Annotated in this window: 22 protein-coding genes and 1 tRNA gene; 18 read left to right on the top strand and 5 right to left on the bottom strand. The window is 69.6% G+C overall.

Annotated features, from left to right (window positions below; translation table 11 throughout):
- Positions 1–4: 4 nt before the first annotated feature.
- The 10 genes from ACR9Y5_RS07735 (at position 5) to ACR9Y5_RS07690 (ending at position 10,469) form a co-directional block, all read left to right on the top strand.
- The gene (locus ACR9Y5_RS07735) at positions 5–1,297 is read left to right on the top strand and encodes an ABC transporter substrate-binding protein (RefSeq protein ID WP_481299539.1); all 1,293 of its coding nucleotides are present in this window, start codon (positions 5–7) and stop codon (positions 1,295–1,297) included.
- A 2-nt stretch (positions 1,298–1,299) separates the two neighbouring features.
- A complete protein-coding gene (locus ACR9Y5_RS07730; protein ID WP_481297416.1) occupies positions 1,300–2,256 on the top strand; it encodes a carbohydrate ABC transporter permease in 957 nt (318 codons plus the stop codon).
- The gene (locus ACR9Y5_RS07725) at positions 2,253–3,176 is read left to right on the top strand and encodes a carbohydrate ABC transporter permease (protein ID WP_481299538.1); all 924 of its coding nucleotides are present in this window, start codon (positions 2,253–2,255) and stop codon (positions 3,174–3,176) included. Before ACR9Y5_RS07730 ends, ACR9Y5_RS07725 begins: the two co-directional genes overlap by 4 nt.
- Positions 3,173–4,219: a glycoside hydrolase family 130 protein gene (locus tag ACR9Y5_RS07720; protein WP_481297415.1), complete on the top strand. Its 1,047-nt coding sequence runs from the start codon at positions 3,173–3,175 to the stop codon at positions 4,217–4,219. Before ACR9Y5_RS07725 ends, ACR9Y5_RS07720 begins: the two co-directional genes overlap by 4 nt.
- A complete protein-coding gene (locus tag ACR9Y5_RS07715) occupies positions 4,216–5,277 on the top strand; it encodes a glycoside hydrolase family 130 protein (protein WP_481297414.1) in 1,062 nt (353 codons plus the stop codon). The genes ACR9Y5_RS07720 and ACR9Y5_RS07715 overlap by 4 nt, the downstream gene beginning before the upstream one ends.
- Positions 5,204–6,163, top strand: a complete 960-nt coding sequence (locus ACR9Y5_RS07710) for an NAD(P)-dependent oxidoreductase (RefSeq protein ID WP_481299537.1) — start codon at positions 5,204–5,206, stop codon at positions 6,161–6,163. The genes ACR9Y5_RS07715 and ACR9Y5_RS07710 overlap by 74 nt, the downstream gene beginning before the upstream one ends.
- Before the next feature lie 66 nt (positions 6,164–6,229).
- Positions 6,230–8,314, top strand: coding sequence for an acyltransferase family protein (locus ACR9Y5_RS07705; protein ID WP_481297413.1), 2,085 nt, complete (start codon positions 6,230–6,232; stop codon positions 8,312–8,314).
- Positions 8,315–8,959 carry an SGNH/GDSL hydrolase family protein gene (locus ACR9Y5_RS07700; protein WP_481297412.1) on the top strand — a complete coding sequence of 215 codons (645 nt, stop codon included), beginning with the start codon at positions 8,315–8,317 and terminating at the stop codon, positions 8,957–8,959. It begins immediately after the preceding gene.
- Positions 8,856–9,770, top strand: a complete 915-nt coding sequence (locus tag ACR9Y5_RS07695) for a site-specific integrase (RefSeq protein WP_481297411.1) — start codon at positions 8,856–8,858, stop codon at positions 9,768–9,770. Before ACR9Y5_RS07700 ends, ACR9Y5_RS07695 begins: the two co-directional genes overlap by 104 nt.
- 69 nt (positions 9,771–9,839) lie before the next feature.
- Positions 9,840–10,469: a hypothetical protein gene (locus ACR9Y5_RS07690; protein WP_481297410.1), complete on the top strand. Its 630-nt coding sequence runs from the start codon at positions 9,840–9,842 to the stop codon at positions 10,467–10,469.
- Positions 10,470–10,604: 135 nt separating this feature from the next.
- Here ACR9Y5_RS07690 and ACR9Y5_RS07685 read toward each other — a convergent pair whose 3' ends face one another.
- From ACR9Y5_RS07685 to ACR9Y5_RS07670, 4 genes are all read right to left on the bottom strand, one after another.
- Positions 10,605–10,838: a hypothetical protein gene (locus ACR9Y5_RS07685; protein WP_481297409.1), complete on the bottom strand. Its 234-nt coding sequence runs from the start codon at positions 10,836–10,838 to the stop codon at positions 10,605–10,607.
- Between the two features lie 453 nt (positions 10,839–11,291).
- A tRNA-Lys gene (locus tag ACR9Y5_RS07680) sits at positions 11,292–11,367 on the bottom strand.
- A 77-nt stretch (positions 11,368–11,444) separates the two neighbouring features.
- Entirely contained in the window at positions 11,445–12,524 is a 1,080-nt protein-coding gene (locus tag ACR9Y5_RS07675) for an AI-2E family transporter (RefSeq protein WP_481297408.1), read from the bottom strand.
- Positions 12,525–12,622: 98 nt separating this feature from the next.
- The gene (locus ACR9Y5_RS07670; protein ID WP_481297407.1) at positions 12,623–12,907 is read right to left on the bottom strand and encodes a hypothetical protein; all 285 of its coding nucleotides are present in this window, start codon (positions 12,905–12,907) and stop codon (positions 12,623–12,625) included.
- A gap of 74 nt (positions 12,908–12,981) precedes the next feature.
- Between ACR9Y5_RS07670 and ACR9Y5_RS07665 the strand changes: the two genes are divergently transcribed.
- From ACR9Y5_RS07665 to ACR9Y5_RS07630, 8 genes are all read left to right on the top strand, one after another.
- Entirely contained in the window at positions 12,982–13,779 is a 798-nt protein-coding gene (locus tag ACR9Y5_RS07665; protein WP_481297406.1) for an inositol monophosphatase family protein, read from the top strand.
- Between the two features lie 151 nt (positions 13,780–13,930).
- Positions 13,931–14,806, top strand: coding sequence for an ABC transporter ATP-binding protein (locus ACR9Y5_RS07660; RefSeq protein ID WP_481299536.1), 876 nt, complete (start codon positions 13,931–13,933; stop codon positions 14,804–14,806).
- A gap of 4 nt (positions 14,807–14,810) precedes the next feature.
- Positions 14,811–16,064 carry an ABC transporter permease gene (locus ACR9Y5_RS07655; protein WP_481297405.1) on the top strand — a complete coding sequence of 418 codons (1,254 nt, stop codon included), beginning with the start codon at positions 14,811–14,813 and terminating at the stop codon, positions 16,062–16,064.
- Positions 16,064–17,059, top strand: coding sequence for an NAD(P)H-quinone oxidoreductase (locus tag ACR9Y5_RS07650; RefSeq protein ID WP_481297404.1), 996 nt, complete (start codon positions 16,064–16,066; stop codon positions 17,057–17,059). Before ACR9Y5_RS07655 ends, ACR9Y5_RS07650 begins: the two co-directional genes overlap by 1 nt.
- A gap of 13 nt (positions 17,060–17,072) precedes the next feature.
- Complete coding sequence (locus ACR9Y5_RS07645; RefSeq protein ID WP_481297403.1) at positions 17,073–18,089, top strand: adenosine deaminase; 1,017 nt, start codon at positions 17,073–17,075, stop codon at positions 18,087–18,089.
- Entirely contained in the window at positions 18,086–18,916 is an 831-nt protein-coding gene (locus ACR9Y5_RS07640; protein ID WP_481297402.1) for an alpha/beta fold hydrolase, read from the top strand. The genes ACR9Y5_RS07645 and ACR9Y5_RS07640 overlap by 4 nt, the downstream gene beginning before the upstream one ends.
- A gap of 58 nt (positions 18,917–18,974) precedes the next feature.
- Positions 18,975–19,613, top strand: a complete 639-nt coding sequence (locus ACR9Y5_RS07635; protein WP_481297401.1) for a SatD family protein — start codon at positions 18,975–18,977, stop codon at positions 19,611–19,613.
- On the top strand, positions 19,610–20,455 hold the full coding sequence (locus ACR9Y5_RS07630; protein ID WP_481297400.1) for a hypothetical protein: 846 nt from the start codon (positions 19,610–19,612) through the stop codon (positions 20,453–20,455). The genes ACR9Y5_RS07635 and ACR9Y5_RS07630 overlap by 4 nt, the downstream gene beginning before the upstream one ends.
- 33 nt (positions 20,456–20,488) lie before the next feature.
- Here ACR9Y5_RS07630 and ACR9Y5_RS07625 read toward each other — a convergent pair whose 3' ends face one another.
- On the bottom strand, positions 20,489–20,755 hold the full coding sequence (locus ACR9Y5_RS07625) for a hypothetical protein (RefSeq protein ID WP_481297399.1): 267 nt from the start codon (positions 20,753–20,755) through the stop codon (positions 20,489–20,491).
- Positions 20,756–20,840: the final 85 nt, after the last annotated feature.

The raw sequence follows: 20,840 nt of genomic DNA, 5'->3' as shown, positions 1-20,840 counted from the left end.
CACACTGCGAAGAGGCAGACTCGCCGCATCCCTCGTCACCGCCGGGCTGATCGCCGGCACGCTCGCCGCCTGCGGGTCGAGCGGAGGCGGTGCGAGCGACGCCATGAAGGCGCACGGTCCGATCACCATCTGGTACTCCAACAACACGCAGGAGGTGCAGTGGGGCAAGGCCATGGTCTCGGCCTGGAACTCCGCGCACCCCAAGGAGCAGATCAAGGCGCAGGAGGTGCCGGCCGGCAAGAGCACCGAGGAGGTGATCGGCGCCGCGATCACCGCGGGGACCACGCCATGCCTGGTCTTCAACAACCTCCCGGCCGCGACCGGTCAGTGGCAGAAGCAGGGCGGCCTCGTCGACCTGTCGAAGTTCTCCGACGGCGACAAGTACATCGAGGCGCGCAGCGGAGACGCCGCGAAGCAGTACAAGTCCGCCGACGGCGACTACTACCAGATGCCGTGGAAGCAGAACCCGGTGATGATCTTCTACAACAAGGCCATCTTCCAGAAGGCGGGCCTCGATCCCGAGCACCCCGACCTGTCGACCTACGACAAGTTCCTGGCCGCCGCGCAGAAGATCAAGTCGTCCGGTGCAGCGCCCTACGCGATCTATCCGGCGCCGACAAGCGAGTTCTTCCAGGTGAACTTCGACTACCTGCCGCTGCTCGCCGCCCAGACCGGTGGCAAGACCTTCATCGAGGACGGCAAGGCCACCGTGACCAGCCAGGACTCGCTGGACGTCGCGAACTTCTGGAAGCAGATCTACAGCGACGGACTCGCCGGCAAGGAGCAGTACCAGGGCGACGCCTTCCAGGACGGCAAGTCCGCGATGGCGATCGTCGGACCGTGGGCGATCGCCTACTACGGCGACAAGGTGCAGTGGGGCTCGGTCCCCGTGCCGACCAAGGACGGGAAGCCGGCCGACGAGACCTATACCTTCCCGGACGCGAAGAACATCGGCATGTACACCTCGTGCAAGAACCAGGGAACGGCCTGGGATGTGATCAAGTTCGCGACGAGCAAGGAGCAGGACGGCAAGCTGCTCGACGTGACCGGGCAGATGCCGATCCGGACCGACGTCGCCACGACGTTCGCGGATTACTTCAACGCCCACCCGGCGTACAAGGAGTTCGGTGCGCAGAGCGCCCACACGGCCGATGACCCGACGGGCACGAACACCATCGCCCAGATGCAGGCCCTGCGCGACGCCTACACCACGGCGGTCGTGAACGGCAGCGGATCGGTCGAGGATGCGTTCAAGGCCGCCGCCGACAAGATCGACAAGCTCCAGGCGCAGAAGTAACCATGAGCACCACATCCGCTCCCCCGGCGGCGGGCACCGCGCCCGCCGCCGGCGCGGCCCGGCGGCATCGCGCGCCGCTGGTGCAGCGCATCCTCGGGAGGAACCCGCTCGGCTGGCTGTTCAGCGCGCCGTACATCGTGTTCGTGCTGGTGATCTTCGCGTTCCCGCTGTGCTTCGCGGTGTACATCTCGTTCTTCGACTACTTCTTCGCGGCCCCGGGCGCGACGGTCGACCGGCCGTTCGTCGGGCTGGACAACTACATCCAGGCGTTCACCGACCCCCAGGTGCAGCAGTCGTTCGTCAACGTCGGGATCTTCCTGATCATCAACGTGCCGCTCACGGTCGTGCTGGCGCTGCTGCTCGCCTCCGGGCTCAACAGCATCGTGCGGTTCCGGACGTTCCTGCGGGTCAGCTACTACGTGCCCTACGTCACGGCCAGCGTCGCGATCATCGGGGTGTGGCTGTTCCTCTTCGGCCAGAACGGCCTGGTCAACCACATCCTCGGACCGCTGGCGCCCAGCCCGAGCTGGCTCTCCAGCCCGGTGCTCGCCATGCCGACCATCGCCATCTACGTCACCTGGAAGGGCCTCGGGTTCTACATCCTGCTCTACCTGGCGGCGCTGCAGAACGTCCCGACCGAGCTGTACGAATCGGCGGCGACCGACGGGGCGGGCAAAGTGCGGCAGTTCTTCTCCGTGACCGTCCCCGGCGTGCGGCCGGCGACCGTGCTCGTGCTGCTGCTCGCCACGATCACCGGCGCCAACCTGTTCACCGAGCCGTACCTCCTCACCGGGGGCGGCGGCCCGGACGGCCACTCGGCCAGCCCGGTGCTGCTCATCTACCAGCAGGGCATCCAGCAGGGCCACCCCGGCTACGCCTCCGCGATCGGCGTCGTGCTGGTCATCGGGGTGCTGATCATCGGCTGGCTCCAGAACCGTTTCGCAGGAGGGAGGGACTGATGACGCAGACGACTCCGCCGCCGGCATCCGCCGCGGCCGTACCCCAGCCGCGCAAGCGTCGCCGCGACTTCGCGGCCCCGCGACGACTCAGCCGGGGCCAGGCGATCCTGCAGGGCATCGTGCTCACCATCGGCGCGTTCGCGTTCCTGTTCCCGTTCTACTACATGGTGATCGGATCGCTGCAGACGTCCCCGGACACCAGTGTGGCCGGTGCGTTCCCGAACCCGGGCAACCTGACGCTCCAGAACTACAGCCAGATCGACTCCCGCATCAACCTGGTCTCGGGCCTGGTGAACTCGGGCATCTTCACGGGCGGCGTGCTGCTCGGCACCGTGGTCTTCGGCGTGCTGGCCGGGTACTCGCTGGCGATCCTGCAGTGGCGGGGCCGCGGTGTGACGTTCGCGCTGGCGCTGCTCGTGCAGACCATCCCGTTCCAGCTGCTCATGATCCCGCTGTACGTGCTGATCGCACGCAACTACGGGCTCGCGGACAACTACCTGGGGATGATCCTGCCCTTCGCCATCAACTCGGCGGCGGTGCTCATCTTCCGGCAGTACTTCCTGCAGCTGCCGCGCGAGCTGTTCGACGCAGCGCGGGTGGATGGCGCGGGCGAGTTCACGCTGCTGTGGCGGATCGCCCTCCCCCTCGTCCGCCCGGCGCTGGTGACCGCGCTGCTGCTGACCTTCATCGGCCCGTGGAACGAGTTCCTCTGGCCGTTCCTGATCACGAAGGAGGCGAGTCTGCAGCCGCTCGCCGTCTCGCTGGCGAACTACATCTCGACCGTGGCGGGCTCCACCGCGAACCCGTACGGCGCCATCCTGGCCGGCGCGGTCGTGCTGGCGGCCCCCGTGGTCGTCCTGTTCATCGTGTTCCAGCGCTACTTCACCTCGAGCGACATCGGCTCGTCCGTCAAGGGATGAGCCCGACGAAGGAGACCATGGACACCGTCCGCATCCCCCCGGCGGGGCATGACGCCCTGCTGGCCAGCTACCGGGAGGCGCTCGCGCACACCAACGCGCTCACCGACCGGATCTCGACCGACCAGTTCTCCGCCCACTACCCGGAGCGCCCGGACTGGGCGATCGGGCCGTTCCGCCGGGACGACGCGCTGACCTTCCGGCTGGAGGGCCAGTGGGACGACCCGACCGGGGTGGGATGGACGAGCGACTCCATCTTCAACCCGACCGTGATCGAGCGCGGCGACGAACTGCACCTCTTCTACCGCGCATCCCCGCGGAAGGAGTCGACGGCCAGCCGGATCGGCCACGCCGTGCGCCGGGACGGGGGGTGGCACGACTCGCCCCTCAACCCGGTGATCTACCCGACCTTCTCGAACGAGGTGCTCGGATGCGAGGACCCCAAGGTGTACGCGGTCGACGACGGCTACGTGCTGTTCTACAACGCCATCTGGCGGCGTGACGACGGCTCGGTCGCCGTCGACATCATGTCGGCGGTCTCGGACGACCTCGAGCACTGGGAGAAGCGCGGCCTCGTCGTGCCCTACGAGGTCTCCGAATACTGGGCGAAGGGGGCGGTGATCCCGCGCGACGAGCACGGCCGCGCGGTCCGTGTCGGCGGCGAGTACCTGATGTTCCTGTCGGAGGGATGCGGCGGCCGACCGATGGTCGGGCACTCGTCGGACGGCCTCGACTGGCGATTCGCCGAGCAGCCCTACCTCGATCTGTCGCCGCTCTCGGGCTCGCTCTTCGAGGTCGCCTGCGCGGCCGTCGACGGCGACCGGATGGTGCTCGACTTCTTCTACGCCGACGAGCACGGCGACTTCGCCGCGGCGCAGGCCCTCTACCGTCTCGACGACCCCTTCACGCAGCGGGCGCTCAACCGCGGCGGCTCGCTCGCCTGGGGCGGACTGCAGAAGATCGGCGGCCGCTGGTCGTTCGCCCAGGGCTGGGACGCACCCCGCGACACGCGCGAACTGTACTTCTACCGGGAGGTGGACGCATGACCCCGTTTCCGTATCGGCTCTCACGCTCCGGCGTCGTGATGACGCCCGTGGCGGGCGACCCGCTCGAGGCGGAGGGCGTGCTCAACCCCGCCTCCGGCCGCGGCCCCGACGGCGAGCTCTACCTCCTGCCGCGCCTGGTCGCGGAGGGCAACGTCTCACGCGTCGGTCTCGCCCGGGTCGTCGTGGAGGACGGCGTCCCGGTCGCCGTCGAGCGACAGGGCGTCGTGCTCGAACCCGACCGGCCGTTCGAACGCGGGCGCAGCAACGCCGGTGTCGAGGACCCGCGGACCACGTTCATCCCGTCGATCGGACTGCACGTGATGACTTACGTCGCCTACGGGCCGCTCGGGCCGCACACGGCGGTCGCGGTGTCCGACGACCTGCGCGCGTGGCGACGGCTCGGCCCGGTCTCGTTCGAATACGACGACGACCTCGGCATCGACCTGGCCCTCTTCCACAACAAGGACACCGTGTTCTTCCCGGAGCCGGTGCACGCCCCGGACGGCACGCCGTCGCTCGCCGTGCTGCACCGGCCGGTGTGGGACCTCGGGGGCATCCGGCCCGGCGAGGGCGAGCATCCGCCGGCCGGTGAGACCCGTCCGAGCATCTGGATCGCGTTCATCCCGGTCGCTGCCGTGCAGAGCGACCTGCGCGAGCTCGCGCGCTGGCGGCAGAACCGGTTCCTGGCGGGGCCGGAGTACCCGTTCGAGGAGCTCAAGATCGGCGCGGGCCCGGCCCCGAGACGCGTCCCGGAGGGCTGGCTGCTGCTGCACCACGGCGTCACCGGCCGGCTGGAGCCGGGGGTCGACCAGCAGAAGAACGTCAACTACGCGGCGGGCGCCATGATCCTCGACGCGGACGAGCCCTGGAAGGTGCTCGACCGCACCCGCGAGCCGCTGCTGTCGGCCGAGACGGAGGACGAGCGCAGCGGCATCGTGCCGAACGTCGTCTTCCCGACCGCCATCGAGACGGTCGAGGGCCGCGATTGGGTGTTCTACGGGATGGCGGACTCCAAGATCGGCGTCGCGCTTCTCGAACCGGACCAGGGAGCAGGCTGAGCACCCCTTCCGCGTCAGCGGACCAGGGCGGACAGTGGACCCCATGGACATCGCACTGCTCGGGCTCGGCCGGATGGGCCGGGAGCTCGTCACCCACCTGATCGACGCCGGCCACACCGTCACCGCCTGGAACCGCTCCCCGGAGCCGACGGAGGCGGTGGGCAGACGCGGCGCGCGCATAGCGGCGTCCGCGGCCGAGGCGGTGGACCGCGCCGATGCGGTGATCACCGTGCTGTTCGGCCCGGATGCCGTGCGGGAGACCGTGACCGGCCCGTCGCTGCCGATCCCGTCCGGCGCCCTGTGGATCGACGTGACGACGGTGGCCCCGTCGGACGCCGACGAGTTCGGGGCGTGGGCGTCGAGCGCGGGCGTCCGCTACGTCCACTCCCCCGTCGTCGGATCGCTCGCCCCGGCGCGCGCGGGGAGTCTCGCCGTGCTGATCGGCGGGGAGCACGACGCGGTCCGGCAGGCGCGGACCATCGTCAGCCTGTGGGCCGATCCGGACAAGATCCGGACATTCGACACGCCCGCGAAAGCGGCCGCCGCGAAGCTGGTCGCCAACCTGGCCCTGGCGATCTCCATGGAGGCGCTGAGCGAGACACTGCGGCTGGGAACGGCGGGCGGGCTCTCCGCCGCGGAGGTGCTCGACGTGCTGCCGCTCACCTCCATCGCCCCGATCGCGGGGATGAAGGGGCCGGTCGTCGCCTCCGGTGACTTCGACGACACGCAGTTCTCCGCCGCCCTGCTGGCCAAAGACCTGCGCCTGATCCTGGCGACGGCCGACGTGCCGCTCCCGGCGGCGGCCCTCGTCGCGGCGGAACTCCAGCGAGCGATCGACGCGGGACACGGGGACCAGGACTTCTCGGTGATCGCTCGCGACCGCTGAACCGAAGAATATCCCTTATACATGTAAGGTCGGAGCACTGCTCGCGGATACTCTAGGGTCGCCGGTGTGCTCCACCTCCCCTCCCGTCTCCGCGACGACCCTCCCGCCGAGGGGGCGACAGGCGATCGCTTCCGTCCCGAGATCCAGGGACTGCGCGCTCTCGCCGTGCTGGCCGTCGTGCTCTACCACCTCTGGCCGGAACGCCTCACCGGTGGGTATGTCGGGGTGGATGTGTTCTTCGTGATCTCCGGCTTCCTGATCACCGCGCACCTCTTCCGCGACGCCGGCCGCACCGGCCGGGTCGGGCTCGCAGCCTTCTGGGGGCGGCGCATCCGCCGCCTGCTGCCCGCAGCGCTGCTGGTGCTCGCCGTCTCGTGCGTGGCGGTGTGTCTGTGGGCCCCGATCACCACGTGGGAGGCGTGTGCGCGCCAGGTCGCCGCCAGCGCACTCTACGTGCAGAACTGGCTGTTGGCCGCGAACGCCGTCGACTACTCGGCCATGCACGACAGCGCGACCGTCGCGCAGCACTTCTGGTCCCTCTCCGTCGAGGAGCAGTTCTACGTCGCCTGGCCGCTCCTCCTCATCGCCCTGTTCGCGCTGGCCCGGCGGCGCGGCTCGGCAGTCTCCGCAGGACGGCGCGTCTTCGTGCTCGGCCTGGTCGCCGTCTCCGTGCTCTCGTTCGCGTACTCCATCGTCGACACGGCGGTGGATCAGGCGGCCGCCTACTTCGTCACGCCGACGCGGGTCTGGGAGTTCGGAGTCGGAGGGCTCGCCGCCCTGCTCGCAGGCGACCGGCGGTTCCGCGGCGTGGCCGCGACGCTGATCGGCTGGACGGCCGTCTGCGGTCTGGCGTTCAGCATCACCGCCTACACGTCGGCGACCCCGTTTCCCGGCTACACCGCCGCGCTCCCGGTGCTGGCGACGGTCGCCCTCATCCTGTGCTCGGGCCGGATGCGACCGGATTCGCCGGGATGGTGGCTGTCGCGCAGGCCCGCGACTTTCCTCGGCGACATCTCCTACTCGCTCTATCTCTGGCACTGGCCGCCCATCGTCATCCTGCCCTTCGTCCTCGGTCACCCGCTCGGCTGGAGGACCAAGGTGCTCATCCTGCTGGCCGCGATCGCCGCCGCCTGGGCCACGAAGGTCCTGGTCGAGGATCCGGTGCGCCGTGGACGTCTCCTCCAGGTCGCGTGGCGGCCGTACGCCTTCGCGCTGACCGGCGGCGCCGCTGTCGTCGCCGTCGCGGTCGCCCTGGTCGCCATCCCCGCCGCGAACAACCCCGTCGCAGCCGCATCGGCCGCAGACCCATGCCATGGCCCGGCCGCCCTCATCCCGTCGAACGCGTGCTCGCCTGTCACCGGCCGGGATGCGAGCCGCTCGGCTGTGAGCATCTCCAAGGAGCAGCCGCTCTGCCTCCCCGGCTTCGAGGGCTCAGACCTCATGAGCTGCTCCTACGGCGCACCCGCGGCGAAAGCGACCAAGAAGGTGGCCCTCGTCGGCGATTCGCACGCCGCGGCCTGGGTGCCCGCGCTCGCCGCCGTCGGCAGGAAGCGCGGGTGGCAGGTCGTGACCTTCACGAAGACCTCCTGCCCGGCGACGATGGCCGTGCGGGTGCTTCCCAACGAGACGACGGACGCCAACCAGACAGCCTGCCGCGCCTGGCTGGAACGGCTGAACGCGCATCTCGCATCGGACCGGTCCATCAGCGCCGTCTTCACCGCCGCCTTCTCGTCGGCGTACACGTTCGCGTCTCCACCCGGACGCACCTTCGACGATCCCGCGGCAGAGGGATTCCGGGAGGAATGGGCAGCCTGGCGCGCGGCGGGCAAGGACGTCTTCGTCTTCGACGACGTGCCCCGCACGCTGGGTTCCTCGGTCCCCACCTGCATCGCCGCACACGCGGCCGACCCGATGGCCTGTGCGGTGCCGCTGGCGGACGCGCTGCCGCCGACCATGTCGATCGCCCGCGCGGCGACCGACGCCGCGCGAGACCGTCAGGTCACCCGCCTCTCGCTGCGCGACCGGTTCTGCGATCGGCAGTGGTGCTACCCTCAGGTCGGCTCGATCATCGTCTACCGCGACTTCTCGCACCTGAGCGAGGAGTACTCGGCGGCGCTGGGCCCCTACGTCGACGAGCAGCTGGGAGGCTGAGTGCAGCGACGACGTGACCGGGCCGTCCGGCTTGTGCGGATGCTCACCCTTGTCATCAGTGCCGGTCTGATCCTGTCCGGATGCACGACCGCTTCACCCGTAGTCCGTTTCGCGGCGTACGGTGACTCCATCACCGCCGCTACGGACGGGACCGGCCGCGCGACCCACTGGACCTGGGTCGCGACCGCGGCGACCGGCGACGTGCGGGATGTCGGCGGCTACCGCCACTCGGGCGACACGACGGCCGCGATCCTCGCACGCTCGCGGCCGGTCCCCGGCGCCCAGGTGGCCGTCGTCATGGCGGGGACGAACGACATCACCCTGGACGGGCGGGTGGATGCTGCCACGCTGAACAACATCGCCGGCATCTTCGAGCGGGCGGGGACGCCGCGGCGCATCCTGTGCGCGGTTCCCCCACGCAACGACGCGCTCGCCGCTGTTTCGGAGCGCTACAACGCCGACCTGCGCTCCCTCGCCGATCGTTCCGGGTGGCGCTGGGTGGACCCGTGGGCGGCCCTCCGCACCCCGGACGGCCGGTGGCGTGCGGGAGCATCCGTCGACGGCATCCACCCGACGCCCGCGAGCGGGCACGCGGCCGGCCTGGTCCTCCGGCCGGCGATCGCGGAGGCGGCGACCGGCGGCTGACCGGGCTCTTGAGGGCGGATCGACGAGTCCCGTAGGGTCGAGACGACGAGGGAGCAGCCATGGGGGATCGTCCGCGGACCGGCCGGACACGCGTCGCTCGCGCGCTTGCCGCGACCGGGCGGCGCCTGCTCGACGCCCTCATGACCATCGGCAGCTCGCTCGGCGGCTCCCGCGGAAGAGCTCTGAGAAGCCGCGTGTCTACCTCTCGCACACGCAAGTCGCCTCCCTAGTGCGATGTATCGAGGACGACGACCTGGCCCTTCTTGTGCTGCTTCTGGCGTACACCGGTCTGCGCTGGGGTGAGGCCATCGCTCTTCGGCCGCGCGACGTCGACTTCGATCGTCATCGGATCTCGATCGTGCGCTCCGCGACGCAGGTCGACGGCTACGTGATCCTCGGAACGCCGAAGAGCTGGGAGCGCAGATCAGTTCCTCTACCGACGATCATGGGCGGTCCGATCCGGGGGGCGATCGCAGGCAAGTCGAGAGACAGCCTAATCTTTGAGCGCCGCCACGGCGGGTTTCTGGGGCGCCCGCATCATCGAGAGAACAACCCATCCTGGTTCGCGATCGCATTGGCGAACGCCGGCCTCGAGTACATGACCCCGCACGACCTCCGACACACTGCAGCAAGCCTGGCTGTGAGCGCAGGCGCGAACATCAAAGTTCTGCAGAAGATGCTCGGCCACAAGAGCGCGGCTATGACCCTGGACGTCTACGCGGATCTGTTCGATGAGGATCTGGATATGGTCGCCGTGCGGCTCGACGAGGCGGCCGCGAAGTTGACCATCAATCCTTGGAACAGAGGCTAGGGCATATTGGAGCCGCCTTCGGCCGTCGCTCTGCTTGTCCCTGAATTCATGCGTCTGTAAGCTCCACGCGTGACCCATGCTGACGCGGCCGACTCGGACTCCGCGGGCGAAGGCGCGCCCCTCACCGTGCCGCGTGGGGTGCCACTGAGCATGTGGGAGTGGTTGTTGCCTCCGGTGTTCATCGTCGTCCTGGTCGGAGTGGTCGCCTGGTTCATGCCGGTTGCCTCGCTGAAGCCATACGCGATCACGACTGCCGCGATCGTCGTCGTCGCCGCGACCGTTCACGGCGTCTTCGGCTTTCGCGCCTACACGCGGTGGGACGAGGCCGATGTCAAATGGCACGCACGTTCCATGACGGCGGCAATCGCGACGATCGCTGTCTTCGCACTTCCGTTCGGGTATGGCCTGGCAAGCGCGTCGCTGTTTGCAACGGCCGGCTACAGGGTCGCTGCCGATCGCGGGCTCGGTGTTGAACGCGTGCGCTCGGCACTTTCGGCTCGCGCGTGGATCCGCTTGAAAGTCATCGCCCTCATCGCTGGGATAATCGCACTGGTCGCCCATCCACTCGCGTCGGCATTCGGTCTCGGTTTGGTTGCCTGGGCAGTGCTAATAGCGGCGTCATTTGCCTTTGGCTTCGCTCGCCGAAGTCAACCGGCAGGCTACGAACCGCTTCCCGTCACCGCCGGACACGATACCTAGGGCGTTACGGATTGAGGTTTCGCTAGGGTCCGCCGCTTTCGAGACTCAGCGCTTGCCGAGAGCGGCAGCAATATTGGCAGGCAATCAACCCCTGGAACAGACTTCCGGCTTCGAGCAAGCCGCGAATGAAGTCCCTCACGCGAACACATCCCGGGCGGGCGGGCCCACCAGCAATCGGCTACACATCAACCGCCCGACAATCTCGTCTCGACGGCCGCGAAAGGCCTCGGGAACCACGCGATCCCAGTCTTCGGCCCGTGGTATGTCGACGAAGCGACCCAAGAAGAACTCGAAGGCGTTACCACCCTCCCGATACTCGACGCTCTCTTTCGTCGAGTATCGGACGCTGAATTCGCCGGCATCGGTCACAGCATCAACTCTTTCACTGTTGCGGGTAGGACTAGGGTCGACGTTCCGCTCGCTACTTCTGGCCCTTGGAGCCTATGGCGCGTTAGGGTCCGGTTCGCTGGCAGCCCAGTCCTTGTCGTCGGCGGAGGCCTCGTCCTCGTTGTGAGGCACGGCGTTCCAGAAGACCCGCAGGTCCTTCCCGCCGCTAAGGCCGCTCGGCTCAGCAGCCCAATCGAGGAAGTGCTCGATCCGTTCACCCGTGGAGGGACTCTAACCCCTGGCCGTTTCGGCTGACCATCATCAGTCGTCCACGGTTGTCCGTGCTCCGAAACTCGATCCACCACGCGTCGACGAAATCAGATGTGGGCAAAATGTGGGCAAACGGCCTTAAAGGACACCGACTCACGAAAACAAAGAAGCCCCCGATCCCAGTGTTTCAAAGGAATCGGGGGCTTCTCGCCACCTCGCGGTGTGTGGTGCGCCCCCAGGGACTTGAACCCTGAACCCATTGATTAAGAGTCAATTGCTCTGCCGATTGAGCTAGAGGCGCATCCGATTCGGTTTCCCGAACCGAGGCTCAACATTAGCATCCGATCCGGGTGCGTTGCCAATCGAGGATCGCTCGCCTCAGGTGCGGTCTTTCCGGGGCATCACGATCTCCTTGATGATCAGGATGATGCCCGCCGAGATCGGGATGGCGACCAGCGCGCCGGGCAGACCGAACAGCGTCGAGCCGGCCAGTGCCGAGATCAGCACCACCGAGCCGGGCACCTGCACGGCCTTGCCCATCACGCGCGGCGTGAGGATGTACGCCTCCACCTGCATATAGACGAGCATCAGCACGAGCACGACCACCCCGCTGACCGGAGAGTGGATGAACGCCAGCACCGACATCACGGCGGTGGTCAGCACGGTTCCGATCAGCGGGATCAGCGTGATGAAGAACGCCGCCAGCGCGATCAGGAACGCCCCGGGCACACCAGTGCCCAGCAGCAGGACGAGGCTGTAGACGGCATTGCAGAAGGCGAGGATGACCATCCCGCTGAGGTACTTGCCGAAGTTCTGCAGGATGCGTTCGGCGTAGCTCTCGAACCGGTCCCGGCGTGAGCGGCGCACCAGGCGGTAGGCGGCCTGCTTGGTGGCGTCGTACGACGCGATGAAGTAGATCGTGAGGATCGCGATGAAGAACCCCGTCGTCACGGCGTTCAGCACCGACAGGCCGAACCCGACGAGGCCGTTGCCGATGGTCGCCCAGGTGTTCGGGTCCTGCGCCTGCTGCGAGATCCAGCCGACGACCTGTCCGAGCACGCCATTGGTGGCGTCGTTGGTGGAGTCGAACCAGCCCTGGCTGCGCAGGGTCGCGATCTCGTGGGGCACCGCCGCCGCCAGGAAGGAGATCTGGTTGGCGATGAGGGGGACGATCACCCAGACGATTCCGACGAGCACTGCGATGATGATCAGGATCACCGTGGTGATCGCCCATCCACGTCTCATCCCGCGGCGCTGGAACCAGCGGATGAGCGGGTCGAGGCCCACGGTGGCGAACATCGCCAGGAACACCGAGAAGATGATCGACCGGAGGCCGTACAGCATCAGGCCGGTGGCGACCGCGCCGATCGCGCCCAGCGTGACGAGGAAGCCGAACAGCAGCGGGCTGCGCCGCAGGATCGAGTCCGCCTCCGGCTGGGGCCGGCGAGGGCCGCTCACGGGTGGACGGATGAACCGCATGCCGCCTCCGCTCCGCCCTCCGGGCTACCGCGAGCGTATTGGGCTGCGCGACCCGTCAACAAGAGCCCCCGTGGGGACTACTCTTTGCGCGCGGTCAGCTCGTCCGTGAGACGTCGGAGGCGGTCGACGAGCTCGTCGTCCTCGAGGTCCGGCCCGACCTCATCGGCAGGCTCGCTGACGATCTGGCTCGCCGGCCCGATCAGCACCTCCACCGGCCCCACGTCGCCTTGCGCGGTTCTGCCCGGCACGAACACGGTGTCCGCGATGTTGCGCCGGGCGAGAGCCCGCGAGTACTCCAGCAGCGCCTCCGCCAGCGCATCGCCGGTGTAGAACGCCGTCCCTGCATACACGATCCGTCGCATGCCTCCATCGGTACTCTCCGCTGGGCCGCTCGCCAAGCCCGCCCGCCGAGCCGGCCACCAGTAGGCTCGGTGCCGTGACCGACACCGCGACGCCCGACCTGACCGCCGACCTCGACCTCGCGCTGCGCCTCGCCGACGAAGCCGACCGGATCTCCCTCAGCCGTTTCCGCGACCGCGACCTGCACGTCGAGACGAAGCCGGACCGCTCCCCCGTCACCGAGGCGGACCTCGCCGTCGAGCGGGCGATCCGCGACACCCTCGCAGCCGAGCGGCCCGGCGACGGCATCCTCGGCGAGGAATACGGAACCGAGGGCGACGCGACGAGGCAGTGGATCATCGACCCGATCGACGGCACCGCCAACTACCTGCGCGGCGTCCCGGTCTGGGGAACGCTGATCGCCCTCGCCGTCGACGGTGTGCCCCGTGTCGGCGTGGTCAGCTCGCCTGCGCTCGGACGCCGCTGGTGGGCTGTCACCGGCGGGGGCGCGTGGACGACGGACGCGGCGGGCGCCGAGCCGCGCAGCATCCACGTCTCGGGCATCGCCGACCTCGAGCACGCGTCGATGAGTTTCCAGAGCATCGCCCAGTGGGACGAGGCGGGGTACCTCGACCGGCTCATCGCCCTGACCCGCCGCATGTGGCGCGACCGCGCCTACGGCGACATGTGGTCGTACATGCTGCTGGCGGAGGGACTCGTGGATGCGGTGGGCGAGTTCGGCGTGAAGACCTACGACCTCGCGGCGCTCATCCCGATCGTCGAGGAGGCCGGCGGGCGGTTCACTTCGGTGGACGGCACTCCGGGCCCCGGGAACGGCTCGTCGCTGGCGTCCAACGGCCTCATCCACGACGCCCTTCTCGCCGCGCTCGCCTGAGCGCGCGGCGGCCAGGCGGACCCGCCCGGCCGGGTCTCCCCCGCGACTGTGCGGCTGCCCTAGGCTGACCCGGGTGAGCGCACCGACACCCGCATCCGCACCCCCTTCCACCCGGACGACGGAGCCGCTGGTCCACATCGCGAACTTCCGCATGGACTTCGGGCGCACCACCGTCATCCGGGACCTCTCGTTCGACATCCAGCGGGGCGAGACGTTCGGCTTCCTCGGGAGCAACGGCTCGGGCAAGACGACGACCATCCGGGCGCTGCTGGGCATCTACCAGCCGACCGCCGGGGTGCTCCACATCGACGGCCGCGCGTTCAGCCCGGAGGCCGGCGAGCGGCTCGGCTACCTGCCGGAGGAGCGCGGGCTGTACAAGAAGGAGTCCGTGATCGACGTCATGGTGTACTTCGGCCGGCTGAAGGGGCTCGGGGCCGAGCAGGCCCGCCGCTGGTCGCGCGAGTATCTGGAGCGCGTGGGCATCCCCGAGAAGGAGAAGGTGCGGCTCGACAAGCTGTCCGGCGGCCAGCAGCAGAAGGTGCAGCTCGGCGTCACGATCATGAACGAGCCGGAGCTGCTCATCCTCGACGAGCCGACGAAGGGCTTCGACCCCGTCAACCGGCGGCTGCTGATGGACATCATCGACGACCAGAAGCGCGCCGGCTCGACGGTGATGATGGTGACGCACCAGATGGAGGAGGTCGAGCGTCTCTGCGACCGGGTCATCCTGCTGAAGGACGGCACCTCCCGCGCCTACGGGACCGTCGAGGAGGTTCAGGAGCAGTTCGGCGGCACCATCGTGCACCTCGACCACGAGGGCGCTCTGCCGTCGTCGGCCGCCTACCGCGTGCTGTCCGATGTCGGCGGCCACGCCCAGCTGGAGCCGGCGGACGGCACGGACCCCGCGACCATCCTGCGCGACCTGGTGGATGCGGGCGTGCGGGTGTCGCGCTACGCCCCATCCCGCAAATCGCTCGACGACATCTTCGTCGAGGTCTACGGCGCCGAGAGCCGGGAAGAGGACTGACAGCATGGCCCGTCACAATCTCAGGACCGTCATCGGTTTCGAGTTCCGCCGCACCATCACCAAGCGGCGGTTCTGGGCGATCACGCTCATCATCCCCATCCTCGTCTTCGGGCTGGGCGGCCTGATCATCGCCTCCAATGTTTCCACCGCGAACACCGCCGACCAGCAGAAGAACGCGCGATTCGAGTTCCTCTACTCGGATGCGTCGGGGCTCGTCGACCGGACGATCGCCAAGCAGTTCGGCGGCACCGAGATCTCGTCGCAGGCCGAGGGCGTCGAGGAGGTGCAGATCGGAGGGACACCGGCATACTTCGCCTACCCCGCGGACCCGGCAAAGCAGACGGTCCGAGTCTACGGCGAGGACGCCGGAGTGTTCCAGAACAGCAAGTACTCAGCGGTGGCGGAGTCGCTGCTGTCGGCGAGCGTGGAGCAGAAGCTCGACGACCCGACGACCGTCGCGGTGCTGCGCGGCGACGTGAAGACGTCCACCACCACGTTCGCGGGCGGCAAGCGGGCGCCCGGGTTCGAGGCGATCCTGCCCGCGCTGCTGTTCCTCGGCGCCTTCTTCGTCGTCATCGTCTTCCTCGGCAACCAGATGCTGAACTCCACACTGGAGGAGAAGGAGAACCGCGTCACGGAGATGATCCTGACGACGATCAACCCGACCAACCTGCTGCTCGGCAAGGTCATCTCCTTGTTCGCCATCGGGATCATCCAGCTCGCGGTCTTCGCGCTGCCGATGGTGATCGGGTACCTCTTCTTCCGCAACCAGCTGCAACTGCCGGACTTCGACCTGAGCGGCCTCGTCTTCGATCCGCAGAAGATGATCGTCGGTGCGCTCATCCTCATCGGCGGCTTCGCCCTCTTCACCGGGACGCTGGTCGCCGTCGGCGCGATCATGCCGACGGCGAAGGACGCCGCTCCCGTGTTCTCGGTGGTGGTCTTCGCCGTCGTGATCCCGCTGTACGCGTCCGGGTTCGCGATCAGCTCGCCGCAGTCCCCCATCGTCCAGCTGCTCGCCTACTTCCCGTACACGGCGCCGATCACGGCGCTCATCTTGAACGCGTTCGGCTCGCTCCCGCTCTGGCAGGCGGTCATCATCATCGTCGAGCTGTTCGTGCTCGCCTATATCGTGCTGCGCATCGCCGTGCGGCTGTTCCGCTACGGATCGATCGAGTACTCGAGCAAGGTGCGGGTGCGGGATGTGCTGGGGCGCCGCCCCGACGGCGCGACCCCGCAGCAGGCGGGACGCCTCTGATGCGCGCGGTCGTCGTCGCGCAGCCGGGCGGGCCGGAGGTCCTGGCGCTCGCGGAGGTGCCGGAGCCGGTCCCGGCCGCGCGCGAGGTGCGCATCCGTGTCGTCGCCGCCGGCCTGAACGGCGCCGATCTCAGCCAGCGCCGCGGCTTCTACCCGCCACCTCCGGGCGCGCCCGAGTGGCCCGGGCTGGAGGTGTCCGGGGTCGTCGACGCGGTCGGTTCCGAGGTCATCGGCTGGACCGTCGGCGACCGGGTCTGCGCCCTCCTCTCCGGAGGCGGCTACGCCGAGCTCGTGACGGTGGATGCGGGGCTCGTCCTCCCCGTGCCCGACGACATCGACCTCGTGGAGGCCGCGGGGCTTCCCGAGGTCGCCGCAACGGTGTGGTCGAACGTCGTCGACCTCGGACGGCTCTCCGAAGGCAAGGCGCTGCTGGTGCACGGCGGCTCCAGCGGGATCGGCACCATGGCCATCCAGGTCGGGCGCGCCCTCGGCGCCGAGGTCATCGCGACGGCGGGCAGCGACGACAAGGCGGCCTTCTGCCGGGAGCTCGGAGCCGACGCCGCGGTGAACTACCGCGAGCAGGACTTCGTGGAGGCCGTCCGCGCCTTCACCGACGGGCGCGGCGTCGACGTGGTGCTCGACATCGTCGGCGGCGCCTACATCGCCCGGGACCTCGAGGCCCTGGCGACGGGGGGCCGCATCCTGTCGATCGCCGTCCGCGACCGCGAGCCGGCGTCGGTCGACATGGGCCTGCTGATGCGGAAACGCGCCAGCATCCAGGGCACCACCCTCCGTGCTCGCCCGCTCGCGGAGCGCGTCGCGATTATCGCCGGGGTGCGCTCGCAGCTCTGGCCCCTGCTCGCCGACGGTCGGATCCGGCCGGTGATCGACTCGGTCTTCCCGCTGGTGGACGCGGCGGCCGCACACCGGCGGATGGAGTCCTCCGCCCATCGCGGCAAGATCCTGCTGCGCGTCGGAGACGTCGGCGGTCGGTGAGAGGATCGGGAACATGACAGACGCCCCCCTCACCGACGACGCCCTGTTCGCCCTCCCGAAGGCCGAGCTGCACCTGCACATCGAGGGCACGCTCGAACCCGGGCTGGCGTTCGAGCTCGCCGCCCGCAACGGCGTCACCTTGCCGTACTCGTCGGTCGAAGAACTGGCCGCGCAGTACGACTTCGACGACCTGCAATCCTTCCTCGACCTCTACTACGCCACCATGGCCGTGCTGCTCACGCGTGAGGATTTCGCCGAATTGACCCGGCGCTACCTGCGCCGCGCACACGCGCAGGGGGTGCGCCACGCCGAACTGTTCTTCGACCCGCAGGCGCACACCGCGCGCGGGGTGGCGTTCGACGACGTCGTCGACGGGATCGGCGACGCCCTCGACGAGGCGGAGCGCGAGTTCGGGATGACCGGCTCGCTCATCCTCTGCTTCCTGCGCGACCAGCCGGTCGCCTCCGCCGAGGAGGCGCTCACTGCCGGGCTGCAGCGCACCGACCGGATCGTGGCGGTCGGGCTGGACTCCGCCGAGGTCGGCTACCCGCCGTCGCTGTTCGAGGGCGTCTACGCGCGGGCGCGCGCGGCCGGGCTGCACGCCGTCGCCCACGCCGGCGAGGAGGGACCGCCGGAGTACGTGCGCGAGGCTCTCGACCTGCTGCGCGCCGAGCGGATCGACCACGGCATCCGCTCGATCGAGGACCCCGGGCTGGTCGCACGGCTGGCCGAGGAGCGCATCCCGCTCACGGTCTGCCCGCTGTCGAACGTGCGGCTGCAGGCGACGCCGGACCTCCGCGACCATCCCCTGTTGCGCCTCGACGCCGCCGGCGTGCGCGTCACGGTCAACTCCGACGATCCTGCGTATTTCGGCGGCTACGCCGGGCAGAACTTCACGGCCGTCTGGGATGCCCTCGGCCTGACCCAGGAGCAGGCGCGACGGTTCGCCCGCACGTCGATCGAGGCGTCCTTCGCGCCCCCCGAGCGCAAAGCCGCGCTTCTCGCCGAGGTGGAGGCGTGGCGCCCATGACCGGAGCGCAGTCGTTCGTCGCCGCCGACGGGCGGGCGGTGCGGTACTTCGACACCGGTGGAGAGACGGGCGCGCCTGTGCTGGTCTGGCACCACGGCACACCGCAGACCGGGGCCGTGATCCGGCCCCTGGCGACCGCGGCCGCAGCTCGCGGGCTGCGCGTCGTCTCGGTGACGCGTCCCGGCTACCCCGGCTCCGACGTCCGCCCGGGTCGCTCGGTCGCCGATGCGGCGGCCGACGTGCTCGCCGTCCTCGACGCGCTCGGCATCGACCGGTTCGTGACCGCCGGCGCGTCGGGCGGTGGCCCGCACGCGCTCGCCCTCGCAGCGCTCGCGGGCGCCGACCGGACGAGGGCCGCCGTCACTCTGGCGGGGATCGCACCCTACGACGGCTCCCCCGACTGGTTCTCGGGCATGGTCGCCCCCGGCGGCCTGCAGGCGGCGCTGTCGGGCCGGGAGGCACGGCTCGCGTACGCGGCGACCGCGGAGTTCGACCCCGACTCCTTCACCGCCCGCGACTACGAGGTGCTGGCCGGCGAGTGGGGTCCTCTAGGCGCGGACGCGGGCGCCGGCGCAGCCGAAGGGCCCGACGGCGAAGCCGATGACGACCTGGCCTACGTCTCGTCGTGGGGCGTCGAGCTGCGGGCGGTCGCGGCTCCCGTGCTCCTCATCCAGGGCGGCGCGGACCGCGTCGTGCCCGCTCCGCACGCTGCCGCGATGCTGGAACGTCTTCGCCACGGCGAGCTCTGGATCCGCCCGCGCGAGGGCCATGTCTCGGTTCTCACCGCCCTCGGGACGGGACTCGACTGGGCGCGCGCAGCACTGTGACACCGCATCCGCCGCAAAAAGCCTTATATTCTGCGGATATAAGCGATATCGTGGTGTCATGACGTCGACTGTGGCTCTGATCGCGGACATCGTCGGCTCCCGCAACCTGCCCAGCCGCTCCGATGCCCAGGATGCGGTGCGCGCCGCGTTCGCGCGCGCTGACGACCGCTTCTCCCCCGAGCAGACGCTCTGGGCGACGGTGGGCGACGAATTCCAGGCACGCTACCCAGACCTCGGCGCCGCCTTGGGTGCGACCGCCCTGGTGCGCCTCATCCTGCCGGACGGGATCGACTGCCGTTTCGGCCTGGGCATCGGGGAGGCCACCGAGATCGAGCCGTCGCGCACGGGCGGTGCGATCCAGGACGGCTCGGCCTGGTGGCGCGCGCGGGACGCGATCGTGACTGCCCACCGTCTGCAAGACCGGGCGCAGCCGGCCGTCCGCACCTGGCTCGTGGCGGAGGACCCCGGCTTCACGGCGGCAGTGGATGCGCTGCTCCTGCAGCGGGACCACACGATCTCGCGGATGAAGGCCCGCGAGCGCCGCCTCGCGGCCGGCCTGCTCGAGGGACGGACCCAGAAGGAGCTCGCCCGGGAGGAGCGGATCGCCCAGTCCGCCGTCTCACAGACTCTGCACCGCTCGGGAGCCGCCGCCCTGGTCGCCGGCATCGAGCTCGTCTCGGAGGCTGCCCGCGCATGATCTCGGCAGTCCTCCTGCTGACCATCGGCGCACTCGATGCCGTCCTCGGTCTGGTGAAGCTCGGCGGTGCAGGCCGTCGCGAGGCACCCGCTGGCGTCCCGGGCGCCGTCGTCGCGGCCCTCGTCGTGCCGCTCGCCGGGTGGCTCGGGCTCGGCACGCCTCCCGGGTGGGCGCTCGTGGTCGCCCTCTGCGGGCTGCTCTGGCTCTGGGCGGAGGTCCGCTTCCTCAGACGGCGAGGACACCTCGCGCTGCTGACCGCGGCCATTCTCAGCGTCCCGGTCATGGCCGTCGCCGTCGTGGCCGAGCGTCCGACGTTCGCCGTCTCCCCTGCCGCCCGCGCGTTCGGGGACGCCATGGCCACGGCGAGGCTGCCCGTCTCCCTGTCGCTGGTCGTCGCATCCGTGGCGGCCGCCGTCGTGCTCACCCGCACGGCGAACGTCGTCTGCCGGGCGGCGTTCGGCCGTGCGATGACGACGGACCGTGCCGCCGATCCCGGCGCCCCCGCACCCCGGCGCTGGTCGGTGGCCTTCGGGACGCGCGCGGTCGCGTCGGTCGTCGAGGATGCGCCGTCGACCGGCGTACCGGCCGGGGCCGCCTCCACGTTGCGCGGCGGCCGGGTGATCGGTCCACTGGAGCGGATCCTCATCGTCGGCCTCGCGCTGGTCGGCGCGGGGGCGGTCATCGTCGGCCTCCTGGCGGCCAAGGGAATCGTCCGCTTCCCGGAGATCAGCGCGGATGGCCGCGGCGGCTCGAAGGCGGAGGAGTTCCTGATCGGCAGCCTGGTCAGCTGGACGATCGCCGGGCTGATCGCCGCCTACCTCGTCGTGCAACGAATCAGCTGATATCCGCCCGATATCAGCGAAACCGCGGGACGCTCAGTCCGGGCGATACCCGCTGGTGGCCGCCTCGTAGGTGGTGTGGCGCCGCTTGACCGACGGCTCCGCAGGCTGGGGAACCTGCGTGTTCTCCAGCGCGTGCAGGACCAGCGCCTCCACCAGGCGCGCAACCGTCGTCCGGCGATGCTGCGCGATACGCACGAGCGCCGCGTACTCGGGCTCGCTCAGGTGGATCTTCAGCGGCATCCCGCCGGGCACGTGGCCGGGACCGAGCGTGGTGGGACCCGTGATGTCGGCTTCGGTCATGCGTCGAGTGTGCCCAACCAGGGCGCCCGGTCGCTAGACACCGAATTCTCCGCGACACTGTCTAGCCGCGCCGGACGCGAGGGGT

It is taken from the genome of Leifsonia sp. KNZ13-11D (assembly GCF_056754895.1).
This window is presented reverse-complemented; position numbering and strand designations above follow the sequence as displayed.